At 65.6% G+C, this 14523-nt stretch carries 15 protein-coding genes; 14 read left to right on the top strand and 1 reads right to left on the bottom strand.

The features are described 5' to 3' along the window. From QZ609_RS17020 to QZ609_RS16965, 12 genes are all read left to right on the top strand, one after another. The coding region (locus QZ609_RS17020; protein ID WP_295497292.1) for a class I tRNA ligase family protein at positions 1–1355 on the top strand (1355 nt) is incomplete at its 5' end. Between the two features lie 39 nt (positions 1356–1394). Continuing rightward, entirely contained in the window at positions 1395–2267 is an 873-nt protein-coding gene (gene galU / locus QZ609_RS17015; protein WP_295497290.1) for a UTP--glucose-1-phosphate uridylyltransferase GalU, read from the top strand. A gap of 230 nt (positions 2268–2497) precedes the next feature. Beyond that, positions 2498–3697 carry a site-specific integrase gene (locus tag QZ609_RS17010; protein ID WP_023114164.1) on the top strand — a complete coding sequence of 400 codons (1200 nt, stop codon included), beginning with the start codon at positions 2498–2500 and terminating at the stop codon, positions 3695–3697. Then, on the top strand, positions 3694–4758 hold the full coding sequence (locus tag QZ609_RS17005) for a PDDEXK nuclease domain-containing protein (RefSeq protein WP_023125152.1): 1065 nt from the start codon (positions 3694–3696) through the stop codon (positions 4756–4758). The genes QZ609_RS17010 and QZ609_RS17005 overlap by 4 nt, the downstream gene beginning before the upstream one ends. Before the next feature lie 352 nt (positions 4759–5110). Further along, positions 5111–5503: a hypothetical protein gene (locus tag QZ609_RS17000; protein ID WP_023114166.1), complete on the top strand. Its 393-nt coding sequence runs from the start codon at positions 5111–5113 to the stop codon at positions 5501–5503. An 83-nt stretch (positions 5504–5586) separates the two neighbouring features. Next, on the top strand, positions 5587–5844 hold the full coding sequence (locus QZ609_RS16995; RefSeq protein WP_003111693.1) for a metal-sensing transcriptional repressor: 258 nt from the start codon (positions 5587–5589) through the stop codon (positions 5842–5844). 9 nt (positions 5845–5853) lie between these two features. Further along, positions 5854–7164 carry an MFS transporter gene (locus QZ609_RS16990; protein ID WP_023103967.1) on the top strand — a complete coding sequence of 437 codons (1311 nt, stop codon included), beginning with the start codon at positions 5854–5856 and terminating at the stop codon, positions 7162–7164. A gap of 268 nt (positions 7165–7432) precedes the next feature. Beyond that, on the top strand, positions 7433–7783 hold the full coding sequence (locus tag QZ609_RS16985; RefSeq protein WP_023114168.1) for a DUF2958 domain-containing protein: 351 nt from the start codon (positions 7433–7435) through the stop codon (positions 7781–7783). A gap of 65 nt (positions 7784–7848) precedes the next feature. Further along, positions 7849–8127 carry a hypothetical protein gene (locus tag QZ609_RS16980; protein ID WP_023114169.1) on the top strand — a complete coding sequence of 93 codons (279 nt, stop codon included), beginning with the start codon at positions 7849–7851 and terminating at the stop codon, positions 8125–8127. Positions 8128–8838: 711 nt separating this feature from the next. Then, positions 8839–9663 carry a DUF932 domain-containing protein gene (locus tag QZ609_RS16975; protein WP_023125153.1) on the top strand — a complete coding sequence of 275 codons (825 nt, stop codon included), beginning with the start codon at positions 8839–8841 and terminating at the stop codon, positions 9661–9663. A 78-nt stretch (positions 9664–9741) separates the two neighbouring features. Next, positions 9742–11793: a ParB/RepB/Spo0J family partition protein gene (locus tag QZ609_RS16970; protein WP_023125154.1), complete on the top strand. Its 2052-nt coding sequence runs from the start codon at positions 9742–9744 to the stop codon at positions 11791–11793. A gap of 61 nt (positions 11794–11854) precedes the next feature. After that, positions 11855–12064 carry a hypothetical protein gene (locus QZ609_RS16965; protein ID WP_023103965.1) on the top strand — a complete coding sequence of 70 codons (210 nt, stop codon included), beginning with the start codon at positions 11855–11857 and terminating at the stop codon, positions 12062–12064. Between the two features lie 555 nt (positions 12065–12619). On the opposite strand, the gene QZ609_RS16960 is transcribed toward QZ609_RS16965, so the two are convergent. Next, positions 12620–12913 (bottom strand): helix-turn-helix transcriptional regulator, encoded by a 294-nt coding sequence (locus QZ609_RS16960; protein WP_016452551.1) that lies wholly within the window; start codon positions 12911–12913, stop codon positions 12620–12622. Positions 12914–13136: 223 nt separating this feature from the next. Between QZ609_RS16960 and QZ609_RS16955 the strand changes: the two genes are divergently transcribed. Both QZ609_RS16955 and QZ609_RS16950 read left to right on the top strand, forming a co-directional pair. Beyond that, positions 13137–13484, top strand: a complete 348-nt coding sequence (locus QZ609_RS16955; RefSeq protein WP_016452550.1) for a DUF2958 domain-containing protein — start codon at positions 13137–13139, stop codon at positions 13482–13484. Positions 13485–13826: 342 nt separating this feature from the next. After that, positions 13827–14523: DUF2285 domain-containing protein (locus tag QZ609_RS16950; RefSeq protein ID WP_295497279.1), on the top strand; the 697-nt coding region annotated here is incomplete at its 3' end.

Below are 14523 nucleotides of genomic sequence, written 5' to 3'. Positions count from 1 at the left end.
CGGGCTACGACATCATCTTCTTCTGGGTGGCGCGCATGGTCATGATGACCCTGCACTTCACCGGTGAGGTGCCCTTCCATACCGTCTACGTGCACGGCCTGGTGCGCGATTCGGAAGGCAAGAAGATGAGCAAGTCCGAGGGCAACACGCTGGACCCGGTGGACCTGATCGACGGCATCGCGCTGGAGCCGCTGCTGGCCAAGCGCACCACCGGCCTGCGCCGCCCGAAGGATGCGCCCAACGTCGAGAAGCGCACGCGCAAGGAATTCCCGGAGGGCATCCCGGCCTTCGGCGCCGACGCGCTGCGCTTCACGTTCGCGTCGCTGGCCACGCTGGGCCGCAATATCAATTTCGACTCCGGCCGCTGCGAGGGCTACCGCAACTTCTGCAACAAGCTGTGGAACGCCACGCGCTTCGTGCTGATGAACACCGAAGGCCAGGACTGCGGCATGCAGGAGTGCGTGGGTGATTGCGGCCCGGAAGGGTATCTGCACTTCTCGCAGGCCGACCGCTGGATCGTGTCGCTGCTGCAGCGCGTGGAAACCGAAGTCGAGAAAGGCTTTGCCGACTACCGCTTCGACAACATCGCCAACGCCATCTACAAGTTCGTCTGGGACGAGTACTGCGACTGGTACCTGGAGCTGGCCAAGGTGCAGATCCAGACCGGCACGCCGGCCCAGCAGCGCGCCACGCGCCGCACGCTGCTGCGCGTGCTGGAAACGGTGCTGCGCTTGGCGCATCCGATCATCCCGTTCATCACCGAAGAGCTCTGGCAGAAGGTCGCGCCGATGGCCGGCCGCGCCAAGGGCGACGGCACCGAGAGCCTGGCGCTGCAAGAGTACCCGCGCGCCGTGCTCACGAAGATCGACGAACAGGCCGAGCAATGGGTGCAACAGCTCAAGGCCCTGATCGACGCCTGCCGCAACCTGCGCGGTGAGATGAACATCTCGCCTGCGCAGCGCGTGCCGCTGTTCGCCAACGGCGATACCGAATTCCTGCAGGCCGCTGCGCCTTATGTGCAGGCGCTCGGCAAGCTGTCGGAAGTGAAGGTCTACACGGATGCCACCGCCATGGAGCAGGATGGCGCCGGTGCCCCGGTCGCCATCGTCGGCGAGAACAAGCTGCTGCTGAAGATCGAGATCGACGTGGCCGCCGAGCACGCGCGCCTGGGCAAGGAGATCGATCGCCTGCGCGGCGAGATCGTCAAGTGCGAAGGCAAGCTCGGCAATGAATCGTTTGTCGCCCGTGCGCCGGCCGCCGTGGTGGAACAGGAACAGAAACGCCTGGCGGAGTTCAAGGCTACGCTCGCCAAGCTGGAAGCCCAGATTGCGCGTCTGCCGGTGCAGACCGCCTGAGCCACGCAACGCATACCTATCAATACCAAGGAAACCACGATGCAACGCGTCACCAAAGCCGTTTTCCCCGTCGCGGGGCTGGGAACCCGCTTTCTGCCGGCCACCAAGGCCAGCCCGAAAGAGATGCTGCCGGTGGTGGACAAGCCGCTGATCCAGTACGCCGTGGAAGAAGCCATGGCGGCGGGCATCACCGAGATGATCTTCGTGACGGGCCGCAGCAAGCGCGCCATCGAAGACCACTTCGACAAGGCCTACGAGCTGGAAGCCGAGCTGGAAGCCAAGCAGAAGACCGCCCTGCTCGAGGTCGTGCGCTCGATCAAGCCGTCGCACGTCGATTGCTTCTACGTGCGTCAGCCCGAAGCGCTGGGCCTGGGCCACGCGGTGGCGTGCGCCGAAAAGCTGGTCGGCGATGCGCCCTTCGCGGTCATCCTGGCCGATGACTTGCTGGACGGCGAGCCGCCTGTCATGAAGCAGATGGTCGATCTGTATGACCACTACAACTGCTCGGTGATTGGCGTGGAAGAGATCGACCGCGAACAGAGCCGCTCGTATGGCGTGGTCGATGGCCGTCCGTGGGAAGAGGACGGCAGCGTGATCAAGATGTCGGGCATCATCGAGAAGCCGGCGCCGGAGAACGCGCCGTCCAACCTGGGCGTGGTCGGCCGCTACATCCTTACGCCGCGCATCTTCGACCATATCCGCAACCTCAAGCCGGGCGCTGGCGGCGAACTGCAGCTGACCGACGCGATCCAGTCGCTGCTGTCGGCCGAGCAGGTGCTGGCCTACCGCTACAAGGGCGTGCGCTACGACTGCGGCAGCAAGCTGGGCTACCTGAAGGCCACCGTTGAGTTTGCGCTCAAGCACAAGGAAGTCGCTGGCGATTTCAGCGCCTACCTCGCCTCGCGCGGCTGAGCGTCAAGCGCCCATAGAAAAACCCGCGCAGCGCAAGCTGACGCGGGTTTTTTGTTTCACGATGACTCCAGCCCGGTAGTTCGCTGGACTGCGCCGTAGCTAGATACAGCAGGTTTATCAATAACTTACGCGCGTCCATCATATGCCGGTGCTTTCTGAAACTTGACCCGGTTTTCCCTCGCGCCGCTCCTATCTGGCTCCTGGAATCCGGGTTGTTCCGAGGAGTCATCATGGCAAAGATCAAGCTCACCAAGACCGCCGTGGAGTCGGCCCAACCCCAGGCCAAGGATGTTGAACTGCGGGATACCGTGGTGCCCGGCTTCCTGTGCAAGATTACCCCGACCGGCCGCCGGGTGTTCATGCTCCAGTACCGCACGAACTCCGGCCAGCCCCGCAAGCCCTCGCTGGGGCTGTACGGGGAGCTGACCGTCGAACAGGCACGAGTCAAGGCACAGGACTGGCTGGCCGAGGTTCGCCGGGGCGGCGACCCCGGCGGCGCCAAGGCCGAGGCGCGCAAGGCGCCCACGATGGCCGAGTTGTGCAAGAAGTTCATGGAGGACTACTCCAAGAAGCGCAACAAGCCCAGCACGCAGGACGGCTATCAGGGCGTCATAGACCGCAACATCATCCCGCTGCTGGGCCGCAAGAAGGTGCATGACGTGAAGCGGCCCGACATTGCCGGGCTGATGGAGAAACTGGCCTACAAGCCGACCGAGGCGAACAAGACCTTCGGCGTGCTGCGCAAGATGTTCAACCTGGCCGAAGTGTGGGGCTACCGCCCGGACGGCACGAACCCGTGCCGCCACGTCCCCATGTACCCGCCGGGCAAGGAAACCCGGCTCATCGTGGACGAGGAAATGGTGCGGATCTTCCGCCAGTTGGAGAAGCTGGAGGCGGAGGGGCTGGAGAACTACGTCATCCCGCTGGCGATCCGGCTGCAATTCGAGTTCGCCGCCCGGCGCTCCGAAATCTGCCCGCTCGAATGGAGCTGGCTGGACTTCGAGAACCGGCGCGTGGTGTGGCCCGACAGCAAGGTCGGCGGCATTTCCAAGCCCATGAGCGAGGAAGCCTATCGGCTGCTTTCGACGGCGCCGCGCCGGGAGGGCTGCCCCTACGTCCTGCCATCGCCGAACGACCCGGCCAAGCACCTGACCTTTGGCGAGCACTATGGCGGCTGGTGCCGGGTGCTCAAGGCCGCCGGCGTCCCGCACGTCGGCACGCACGGCATCCGCCATCGCTCGACGACCGACATTGCCAATTCGGGCGTGCCGACCAAAGTGGGCATGAAGCTGACGGGCCACAAGACCGTAGCGATGTTCATGCACTACGTCCACACCGAGGACAAGCCGGTGCGCGATGCGGCCGAACTGGTGGCCAGCCGGCGCCAGGCCATCACGGGCGCACGCCAGCTTGCGGAGGCGGCGGCATGAACACGCGCCGGTCATCCGCAGCATCGTCCACAGCGCCTTCGGCGCTGCTGGGCGACATTCGGGCACTGATCGAGGCGGCGCGCAAGCGCGCCGCCTCGACGGTGAATAGCGAGCTGACGATGCTCTATTGGCGCATCGGCCAGCGCATCCGCACGCAGGTCTTGGACGGGCGCCGGGGCGCTTATGGCAAGGAAGTCCTGCCCACCCTGGCGGCGCAGTTGGTGAAGGAGTACGGCGGCAGCTTTGCCGAGCAGAACCTGCGCCGCATGGTGCAGTTCGCGGCCACCTTCCCCGACGAGCAGATTCTCGTATCACTGATACGAGAATTGAGCTGGACGCACTTCATCGCCCTGATCCCGCTGAAAGACCCGCTCCAGCGGGACTACTACGCACAGATGGCGAGCACCGAACGCTGGAGCGTGCGGACGCTGCGCGAGCGCATCGACTCGATGTTGTACGAGCGCACGGCGCTGTCTCAAAAGCCGGGCGAGACGATCGCACAGGAGTTGGCGAAGATGCGCGATGCGCAGCGAATGTCGCCCGCCCTGGTCATGCGCGACCCCTACATCCTCGACTTCCTGGGGCTGCGGGACACTTGGCAAGAAGGCGACTTGGAGGCGGCGATCATCCGCGAAATGGAGTCGTTCTTGTTGGAGCTGGGCGCGGGTTTCAGCTTCGTGGCCCGGCAGAAGCGCATCCAGATCGACGGCGAGGATTTCCACCTCGACCTGCTGTTTTACAACCGCAAGCTGCGGCGGCTGGTGGCAGTGGAGTTGAAGGTCGGCGAGTTCAAGGCAGCTTTCAAGGGACAGATGGAGCTTTATCTTCGCTGGCTGGACAAGCACGAACGGGAGCCGGAGGAAGCCTCGCCGCTGGGGATCATCCTTTGCACCGGCAAGAAGCGCGAGCAGATCGAATTGCTGGAGTTGGACAAGTCGGGCATCCACGTCGCCGAGTACCTGACCGCCTTGCCGCCGAGGGGCGTGCTGGTGGAGCGGCTGCAACAAGCAACGCAACGGGCGCGGTTGCAGATCGAGCAGCGCAAGACCGACAACGAGTAGTCCTGTCTCAAGCAGTCGGGCGTCCCGGCGTGCCGCCGTCGCGCTGTCGTGCTGCGCATCGAGCCTCGCTGCGCGAGTCTCGCCCCTGTCGGGCTTCCATCACTGACGCCTCCGGCCCGGCTCGCTGATCCGCGCCTGCGCGCTTCGCTTGCCAAAAACCCGCGTGCGTGGGGTGGTGTGAGGGGGCGGTCTTGCTGTGTCCCTTCACCGTATCACGGCGTTCTCGCCGTGCAAGGGCTGCGCGCGCCTTGCGCGCTTGCGTCCTGGCGGCCGTCTGCGACCCCTGACTGCTGCGCTGCGCCGTGAGGGCGACGGTTCCGGGCAATTCCGCCCTTGCAACCGGAGAACCGTCATGAACGACAAATCACACGTTTCCCTCGAACAGCACGTTTGCCTGGTCTGCGGCACGGCGTTCGACACCGGCGCGATCCTGCTGGACAAGCGCCTGCGCGCGAGCATGGAGCGCCACACGGCGACCGGCTGGGGCCTGTGCCCCGAGCATCAGAAGCTGGCCGACGATGGCTTTGTCGCGCTGGTCGAATGCGATCCGCAGCGCAGCGGGTCGCAGGCTGGCGGGCGCATGAAGCCCGAGCAGGCATACCGGACCGGCCGGCTGGCCCATCTGCGGCGCACGGTGTTCGCGCAGGTGTTCAACGTGCCGATCGCGGACGAGCAGGCTTGCGTGTTCGTTGAGCCTGGCGTGATCGAGCAGTTGCAGTCGATGACAGCGCCGGCGGCGGGCTGATTGCGTCGTGCGGCCTTCGGTGCGTCGCTCCTTCGCGGGCGGCGCACATTTTCATATCCCCCCAGGGGGGATACAATTGCCACATGAACGCGACACACAAGCACTCAACCCATCCCGATCTCGTGAAGCGGCTGAAACGCGCCGATGGTCATCTTCGGCACGTCATAGGGATGATCGAAAGTGGCGAATCCTGTCTCGACATCGCCCGCCAGCTCGCGGCGGTGGAAAGCGCGGTGACGGCCGCAAAGCGCGTCCTGATCCACGACCACATCGACCATTGCCTGGCCCATGACGAAGACTCCGTTTTGACCGAAATGAAGGCACTGACCAAACTGCTCTGAGGCCCGCCGATGCTCTCCGTCCTGAAGAACCGTACCTATCGTCACCTGTTCGCCGCTCAGGTGATTGCGCTTGTCGGCACCGGCCTGATGACGGTGGCCCTTGGCCTGCTTGCCTACGATCTGGCCGGGGCGAATGCCGGCGCGGTACTCGGGACGGCACTCGCAATCAAGATGCTGGCCTATGTCGGAGTCGCCCCGGTCGCGCAGGCGTTCGCCGACCGGCTGCCGCGACGGTCGTTGCTCGTTGCCCTTGACCTAGTACGAGCATCCGTTGCGCTCTGCCTGCCCTTTGTCAGCGAAATCTGGCAAATCTATCTGCTGATCTTCGTCTTGCAGGCGGCGTCCGCAGGCTTCACGCCGACCTTTCAAGCCACTATCCCGGACATCCTTCCCGACGAAGACGAGTACACGAAAGCACTGTCGCTTTCCCGGCTGGCCTACGATTTGGAAAGCCTGATTTCCCCGATGCTGGCCGCCGCGCTACTGACGGTCATCAGCTTCCACAACCTGTTTGCCGGAACGGTTCTCGGCTTCCTCGTGTCAGCCGCGCTTGTGGTCAGCGTGAGGCTTCCCACAACCGTTCCCGGCCCGCGTCGTGGCATATGGGATCGCACTACGCGGGGCACGCGCATTTACCTCGCCACGCCGCGCCTTCGGGGTCTGCTGGCGATCAGCCTCGCGGTGGCAGCAGCGGGGTCAATGGTGATCGTGAACACGGTGGTCATCGTGAAGGCACGCTTCGGCCTGGGCGAATCCGAGGTAGCGTGGGCGCTGGCGGCCTTCGGAGGCGGGTCGATGGTTGCGGCCTTCGCGCTGCCTCGCCTGCTCGACAAGATTGCTGATCGGCCTGTCATGATTGCGGGAGCGACGATGCTGGTTGTGGGAACGGCAGCCGGGGCAATGATTCCGACATATGCCGTTCTGGTGGTGATCTGGTTGGTGGTCGGCTTCGGCTACAGCGTGGCGCAAACACCTTCCGGCCGGCTGTTGCGCCGCTCCGCTCACCCCGAGGATCGCCCCGCGGTCTTTGCCGCGCAATTCGCCCTCTCCCATGCGTGTTGGCTCATTTGCTATCCCTTGGCCGGTCGCTTCGGCGCTGCCTTTGGGCTGCAATCGACCTTCATCATCATGTCGCTGATTGGTCTTGTCGGAGTGGGACTGGCGCTGTGGCTCTGGCCCGCTAGTGATTCTTCCGACATCGCCCACGATCACCCTGATCTACCGCCAGATCATCCTCACTTGCGCGAACATGCAGACCGAGGCGGGCACCGTCATCCCATGATCGTTGACGATCTGCACCGGGACTGGGCGCGCATTTAAGAACTGCCCGCCTTTCACATCGCTGATGCCTCCGGCCCGGATTGCTATTCGGGCCTGCGCGCTTCGCTTGCCAAAAACCGCGTGCGTGGAGGTGCGAGGGAGGCGGTCTTGCTGTCCCCTTCATCGTGCCACGGCGTTCTCGCCGTCAAGGGCTGCGCGCCGATGGCGCTTGCGTTCTGGCGGCCGTCGTTGACCCCTGACTGCTTGCGCTGCGCCGTGCCCCGGAAGGGTCGGGCAATTCCGCCCGGCAACCTTTCAGGAGTTCACCATGAACAACGCACTCATCACTGACGAGCAGCGCATCGTGCTGCTGGCCAACGGCCGCGAATCCTTGGAGAACCCGGACTTCGATCCGGCACCCGTCGTCAAGCTGTTCACGCCGGATGCCGGCGCGACCTGGCTGCTGACCGAGATTGATCCCGATGACCACGACCACGCCTTTGGTCTTTGCGACCTGGGCCTGGGGATGCCGGAAATCGGCTGGGTCAGCCTGGGCGAGCTGGCGACCGTGCGCGGCAGGCTGGGCCTGCCGATCGAGCGCGACCTGTCTTTCCGCGCCGAGAAGCGGTTGAGCGCCTACGCGCGCGATGCCCGGTTGGTCGGGCGTGTCGTCGTCTGAACCAGCCCTTGGAGCGCCGCAAGGCGCTCCTTGCGCTTTCCCAACCTTCGCAGGAGATCAATGCCATGAGCAGCCATCACGACTACATCATCGAAATCACGGCGCAACACGATGCGCTCAAGCCGTTCGCGCCGGAGAACGGTCAGCCCTTGCGCTTCAAGATCGGCGACGCGGTGATCTACACCAACGAGTTTGGCGCGCAGTTCCGGCGCCGCGTCACCGGGTTCTACCAGCCTACCGAGCCTTCGGGGCTGTATGCGCGTGGCAGGCGCTACTACCTGAACTCGACTTCGCCTTGGATGCCGGTTGCGGAATCCAGCCTGCGTCCTGACGACTCGGCGTGATGCCTAAGTGCCCCTGACGGGGCGTTGCGCGCTGCGCTTGCCTCCAGGGGAAAGCCCTGCGGGCTATCCCCGCCGCGCGATGCTTGGCGCCCCTCAAAGACCGCCGAACCGGCTGCGCCGGATCGGCCAGACCACGGCAGTCGCTGTCGAACCTGTTTCCCGATGACTGGCGCATGAGCTTGTGCATCGAGCCTTGAAGGCTGTGCGTCCCCGGCCAAGAAACGTGGCCGGTCGCGCTGTCGTGCGCGTTGCGCATCGAGCCGCCTGCGGCGTCTCGCCCCTGATGGGCTTCCATCGTTCCCTCGCTCCGCTCGGCTGACGCCTCCGGCCCGGATTCCTAGATCCGGGCCTGCGCGCTTCGCTTGCCGTGCGGTCGGCGTGTTGAGGGGCCGTTGCCATGTCCAGCCGTCTCCCCTGACTTCATCACCTTCACCGCGACTGTAGCCCGCGCCCGTGTGCCGTCAAGGCGCGCAGGGCCGTGTCCTCGGCTGCGCCTGCGGGCCGCACCAACCCTGCGCTTGCCTCCTTGACGGCACCCGTTCGCGCGCTCCTGACCGTCGCGGGCGATGAACTCAGGAAAGACGGTGGCAACAGGGCCAACCGGGTTCCTCGTGCCGACCGCACCGAACAGCCGAAAGGCTGGGCTTCCGAATCTAGGAATCCGGTGTGCGGTGAACAGCAAACCCTTTTTTCTTTGTCAGGAGAAATGCCATGCAACTCGCATCCCGCTTCGCTTCCCGTTCCCCGGTGCTGCGTTCGGAACGTCCCTTGTCCGATGACCAAATCCGGGCCGTGGCCCCGTCCATCTTCGCGGACGCCCCGCACGAAAGCCGCTCGCAGCGGTACAGCTACATCCCCACCGCGACCGTGCTGCAAGAACTGCGCGGGGAAGGCTTCGAGCCTTTCATGGTGACGCAAACCCGCGTGCGCCACGACGACCGCCGCGACTACACGAAGCACATGATCCGGCTGCGCCACGCCAGCCAGATCAACGGCCGCGAGGCCAACGAAATCATCCTGCTGAACTCCCATGACGGCACTAGCAGCTATCAGATGCTGGCCGGGATGTTCCGCTTCGTTTGCAGCAATGGCCTTGTCTGCGGCGACACCGTGGCCAACGTGCGCGTTCCCCACAAGGGCGACGTAGCGGGGCACGTCATCGAAGGCGCTTACGAAGTCCTGCACGGCTTCGACCGGGCGCAGGAATCCCGCGATGCCATGCGCGCCATCACGCTCGACGCCGGGGAATCGGAAGTGTTCGCCCGCGCTGCGCTGGCATTGAAGTACGACGAGGACAAGCCCGCGCCCATCACGGAATCGCAAATCCTGATGCCGCGCCGCCACGACGACGACCGCCGCGACCTGTGGAGCGTGTTCAACCGCACGCAGGAGAACTTGACCAAAGGCGGCCTGTCCGCCCGCGCCGCGAATGGCCGCCGCCAGACCACCCGGCCCGTGCAGGGCATCGACCAAAGCGTGCGCCTCAATCGCGCCCTGTGGCTGCTGGCCGATGGCCTGCGCCAGTTGAAAGCCTGAATCCCCACGCGGCAGGGGCAGGCAGCAGCCCTTGCCGCTTCTCTCGCTGCTGCATCCCAACCGCAAGGAGTCATCACCATGAACGCCGTACTCAAAACCGAAGCCGTCGCCATCGAAGCCGCCGCCCCGCTGGAAATGGCCGACCCGTCCAAGAACCTGATTCTGGTTCCGCTCTCGCAGTTGCTGCCGCGCCGCTCCAAGCGCAACGCCCGCAAGATGCCGCGCCTGTCCATCCCCGAACTGGCCGCGAGCATTGCCCGCATCGGCTTGCTGCAAAACCTCATCGTCATCCTTTCCGCCGATGGCGAGACTTACGAGGTGGTGGCCGGCGATCGCCGCCTGACCGCCTTGAAGCTGCTGGCGAAGAAGAAGCGCATTCCCGCCGACTACGAAGTGCCGTGCCTGCTGGTGGCCGACGCTTCCGCCCGCACCGTCAGCCTTGCGGAGAACGTGCAGCGCGAGAACATGCACCCCGCCGACCAGTTCGCGGCCTTCGCCGCGCTGGTCAAGGAAGGACGCCCCATCGAGGACATTGCTGCCGACTTCGGCGTGTCCCCGCTGGTGGTGCAGCGCCGCTTGAAGCTGGCGAATGTCTCGCCGCGCCTCATGGCCGACTATCGCGCCAGTGGCGTGACGCTGGAACAGTTGATGGCCCTGACCATCACCGACGACCACGCCGCGCAGGAAGCCGCGTTCTATGGTGCGCCGGAATGGCAGCGCAGCCCGTCCAAGCTGCGCGAGCGCCTGACCGAGCGCGAAATCGACGCCGCGCACGCGCTGGTGCGCTTCGTCGGACTGAACACCTACCGGCAGGCAGGCGGCGGCATCCGCCGCGACCTGTTCGCGGAAGGCGATGCCGGAACCTACCTGACCGATACCGTAGTGCTGGAAACGCTGGTGCGCGACAAGCTGGCAACGCTGGCCGAGGACGTGCGCGCCGAGGGTTGGGCATGGGTGGAGGCCGTGCCGCATCTGGCCTACGAGGAACGGCAGGCGTTCCAGAACGCCCCGCGCCACCGCCGTGAGCCGACCAGCCGCGAGGCCCGCCGCATCGCCTCGCTGGAAAGCCGCCTCGAAAAGATCGACGCCGAGCTGGAAGAAGCCTGCGACGCCGAGGACGAGGCCAAGGCCGAGAAACTGGAACAGCGGCGCGATCAGGTGGTCGGCGAACTACAAGACGCGGAGGACGCCTTGCAAGGTTACGCTCCCGAGGTGCGCGAGGTGGCCGGTGCCATCGTCACCATCGACCGCAACGGCGAGGCCGTTATTCATCGCGGCCTGCTGCGCGAAGCCGAGGCCAAGGCGCTGCGCACGCTGGAAAAGCTGCGGCGCGGTTTCGGCAACACCGAAGGCGAAGCCGCCAACGACGAGCACGAGGACGCCGACGACGCACCCAAGGCCGCGAGCCTGTCCGATCGGCTGGCGCAGCGGTTGAGTGCCCACCGCACGGCGGCGCTGCAAATCGAAGTCGCGCGGCATCCGCACGTCGCGCTGGCCGCGCTGGTGCATGGCATGGTGCAGACTGTCTTGCAGCCCGACGCCTACGGCGATGGCCTGCCGCTCGGCGTGCGCCTCACGGTGCAAGACCGGCTGGAAGGCATGGCCCCGGACTGGCCGGAATCGCCCGCTGCCGTGGCGCTGCGCGAACTGCAACAGGTGGCAGGTGAAGCCTTGCCGGAGGACAGCGCCGAACTGTTCGCCGCGCTGCTGGCGAAGTCGCAAGATGAACTGGTGCGGCTGCTGGCCGTGTGCGTGGCTTCCACGGTGGACGTGGTGACGCCCCGCGCCACGGTGCAGCAACCCGGCGAGGAACTGGCGCAGGCCGTGGGCCTCGACATGGCCGCATGGTGGAAGCCGACCGCAGAAGGCTACTTCAAGCACGTTTCCAAGGCCGTGATTCTGGATGCCGTGGGCGAGTACGCACCCGAGCAGGCCAACCGGCTGGCGAAGTTGAAGAAGGCCGACATTGCCAGCGAAGCCGAGCGGCTGGCCGATGGCACGGGCTGGATGCCCGCCATCTTCGAGGCCGCAGGCCCGCAGGACGCCGCGCAAGAGGCAGGCCCGGAGCAGAACGCCCCGGAGGATGCCGAGGCAATAGCGGATGAACCCGCCGAGGCGCTGGCCGCTTGACCCGCGCCGAAGGCAAGCGCCCCGGCCTCGACCGGGGCGCTTCGCTGGAAGGAGAAGCCCCATGACCCGCACCACCATTAGCCGCCCGCGCATGGCGGCGATCTACGCCGCTGGCACGGTACGCGCCCGCCGTTGGAACGGCGATGGCGACGTGCGCGGCTACCGCCCGCCCTCGGGCTGGACGGCCTGCGCCGACCTCACCGACATTCACCCCATCACGGGCCGCGCCTTGCCGCGTGCCGTGTGGTGGCTCATCGAGACGAAGGAATAACCGCGATCAGCACCGCGCCCAGGCCGTTCCGTCCTGGGCGCGGTGGACGCAAAAATCCGGGCGCGGCAGTGGCCGCGCCCGGTGTTCAAGGCCACCAGCCGAATCGGCACGCCGCCGCCCTCGCGGCAGCTCAGACGGCGGCGTTGACGTGACCGGGCTTCCCGCCCGGTAATGGCAGGCCCGTATGGGCCTGCAAGCCGTAGCGCCCGCCGTGCGCGGGAATCACCAGCGGTTTTCGGCTTGCCGCGTGCATACCTCGCAGCGTAGGGCCGCGCCCATTTCATCAGAGGCATGTCCGCGTTTCCTGCTTAGAAATCTGGAACGGCCTGGGCGTGTCGGCGCATAGCGCCGCCGGGCTTTCGGGCTACGCCCCGTGCCGTCTTTGCCGTCACGGCCATTCGGCTTCAATCCCTCACGCCTTCGCGCCTGCGGCGCTGCGCGCTTCGCTTGCCTCCTGGGGAAAGCCCTGTGGCCTATCCCCGCCGCGCGATGCTTGGCGCCCCTGCAGTCCCCGAACCGGCTGAGCCGGATCGGCCACGCCAGCAACGTCGCACGCTATGGCGTGTCACTCTTCTTCGCCACAGTCTCCAACTCCTGGCGCACCTGCACCAGAAGCTGATCAACCTGCTGCAGGTCGTCGCCGGCATAGGCCAGCGTCAGCAGCGTGAGCGGGTGCACCTCCATGACCTCGCACAGCTCGGCCAGCTTGTTCAGGGTGGGGCTTTTGAGGTCGCGCTCCAGCGTGCTCATGTAGGTGCGGCTGGACACGTCGGAGAACGCCTCCTGGCTCAATCCACGCGCTTTCCTGATGGTCTTTAGTGCCTCCGACAATGTATGTTTCGCTGCCAACCCTGGATCTCCCCAAAATCCAAGATGACAGCCGATTGCGCCCTATAGGGCTACAATCTATAGTGTTCAACTATGCCTGCCTGCCGCTTTTGTGCTTTTACGGAAATCCGTATCTGCGGCTTCTCACAGAAGCGCAAAGCCGCATCCGTGCCTTTCCACAAACCCGCCAATGCGGTTTTGCGCTTTCACGCTTCGGCGGTTTTGTGCGAATGAGGGGACGCCCATGAACCAGCTCATCACCGAGGACGAGCGCAGGCTGTTGCTGGAACACGGCCAAGCCCGCGCCGCTGGCCGGGTCATCGACCCGCTGCCCGTGGTGCGGCTGTTCACGCCGGATGCACACGCCACCTGGCTGTTGGTGTCGCTCGACCCCGCCGACGGCGATACGGCCCATGGCCTGATCGACTTGGGGATCGGCATGCCCGAGCTAGGCGAGATCAAGCTGTCCGACCTCGCATCCATCGTCGGGCCGAGCAAACAGCCCGTGATGCGGGACCGGTATTTCCGGGCGGTGCGCCCGTTGTCGGAGTACCTGCGGCTGGCCCAGGAGAACGGCTCCATCCTCGATTGAGCCGTTCGCGCCCAGGCCAAGCCGGGCGCATTGAGACTATTTCGGTCTTGCTCCAGACCCGTCCGGTCTTAGTCCGCACTATCGCACCAAATCGGTGCCATCGTGGCGCAATCGGTCATGATGCCGGCCGTGGCATCGGGCACGGTGGATATCGCAGGAGGCGCGTATGTCCTCGCGCGCCACCGTCGCATTCAGACGATCCATGCAACCCATCCGATGCATTTCGTCTTGACACGCAAGTTACCAATCTACCAGCTTATTCACGATTGGATGCAAGTTTGATGCGGTGACGTTTGCGTGTGAAACCGGTGACGGCCGTCCTGCTCTACGGGAGCTTGCGTCATGGCCGAGCCGCACCACTTCGCGCACTGGTATCCGACCGCCGCCTACCTCTACGTCCTGTGCCTGGACACGCTCGCACTGGCCTGGGAGTACCTGCGTCGCCATCCCGACTACCGGCTCGACTGGCTGCGCCGTCATCGCCAAGCACAAGCAATGCATGAGGCTGCGCATCGCTGGGGCCTGCGTCTGCTGGAAGACCCGGCCTTGGACGCGCGTGACGCGCATCCGGCCTGGCTCCCCGGCCATGAGGCCGTGGTGCAGCTTCACCCCGATGCCGATCCGCCACCGGATGCCGAGCCGTTCGCGTTTTGGCGCATTCCCGGCCACAAGCAACTGCTCCACGACGGCAAGGGCCTGGCGCTGATCGCGCGCAGCCCCGGCCTTTGCCAGCGCTATGCGCTGGCGCCTGGCCTTGAGGACGGCATGGCCGTGGCCCATGCCTACCGTGGCCGTGGGGCCACCCACGTGCCTGACACGCCAGCGCCGATGGCTCGCCCCCGACCGCCCCCTGCGGCGCTGCTGGAGCTGCACACCCTGCAGGCGCTCGACGCCACCCTGGCGGGCGCGTCCTTGCGCGACGTGGCCGAAGGACTGTTCGGCGCCGATGCCGTGGCCGCCGACTGGCACGCCGATGGCGATTTGCGCGCCCGCGTGCGCCGCCTAGTGCGGCGCGGCGATGCGTTGATTCGCGGCGGCT

Source organism: uncultured Ralstonia sp. (genome assembly GCA_913056305.1).
Classification (GTDB): Bacteria; Pseudomonadota; Gammaproteobacteria; order Burkholderiales; family Burkholderiaceae; genus Ralstonia.
The sequence above is the reverse complement of the archived record's forward strand: the minus strand, read 5'-3'. Positions and strand labels throughout refer to the sequence as shown.

Bases quoted from the DNA above. Each gene is read 5' to 3' on its own strand.
- QZ609_RS17005 (WP_023125152.1), top strand. From the start codon at position 3,694: ATGAACACGCGCCGGTCATCCGCAGCATCGTCCACAGCGCCTTCGGCG.
- QZ609_RS16975 (WP_023125153.1), top strand. From the start codon at position 8,839: ATGCAACTCGCATCCCGCTTCGCTTCCCGTTCCCCGGTGCTGCGTTCG.
- QZ609_RS16980 (WP_023114169.1), top strand. From the start codon at position 7,849: ATGAGCAGCCATCACGACTACATCATCGAAATCACGGCGCAACACGAT.
- QZ609_RS16985 (WP_023114168.1), top strand. From the start codon at position 7,433: ATGAACAACGCACTCATCACTGACGAGCAGCGCATCGTGCTGCTGGCC.
- QZ609_RS16990 (WP_023103967.1), top strand. From the start codon at position 5,854: ATGCTCTCCGTCCTGAAGAACCGTACCTATCGTCACCTGTTCGCCGCT.
- QZ609_RS16955 (WP_016452550.1), top strand. From the start codon at position 13,137: ATGAACCAGCTCATCACCGAGGACGAGCGCAGGCTGTTGCTGGAACAC.
- QZ609_RS17010 (WP_023114164.1), top strand. From the start codon at position 2,498: ATGGCAAAGATCAAGCTCACCAAGACCGCCGTGGAGTCGGCCCAACCC.
- QZ609_RS17000 (WP_023114166.1), top strand. From the start codon at position 5,111: ATGAACGACAAATCACACGTTTCCCTCGAACAGCACGTTTGCCTGGTC.
- QZ609_RS16965 (WP_023103965.1), top strand. From the start codon at position 11,855: ATGACCCGCACCACCATTAGCCGCCCGCGCATGGCGGCGATCTACGCC.
- galU (WP_295497290.1), top strand. From the start codon at position 1,395: ATGCAACGCGTCACCAAAGCCGTTTTCCCCGTCGCGGGGCTGGGAACC.
- QZ609_RS16995 (WP_003111693.1), top strand. From the start codon at position 5,587: ATGAACGCGACACACAAGCACTCAACCCATCCCGATCTCGTGAAGCGG.
- QZ609_RS16970 (WP_023125154.1), top strand. From the start codon at position 9,742: ATGAACGCCGTACTCAAAACCGAAGCCGTCGCCATCGAAGCCGCCGCC.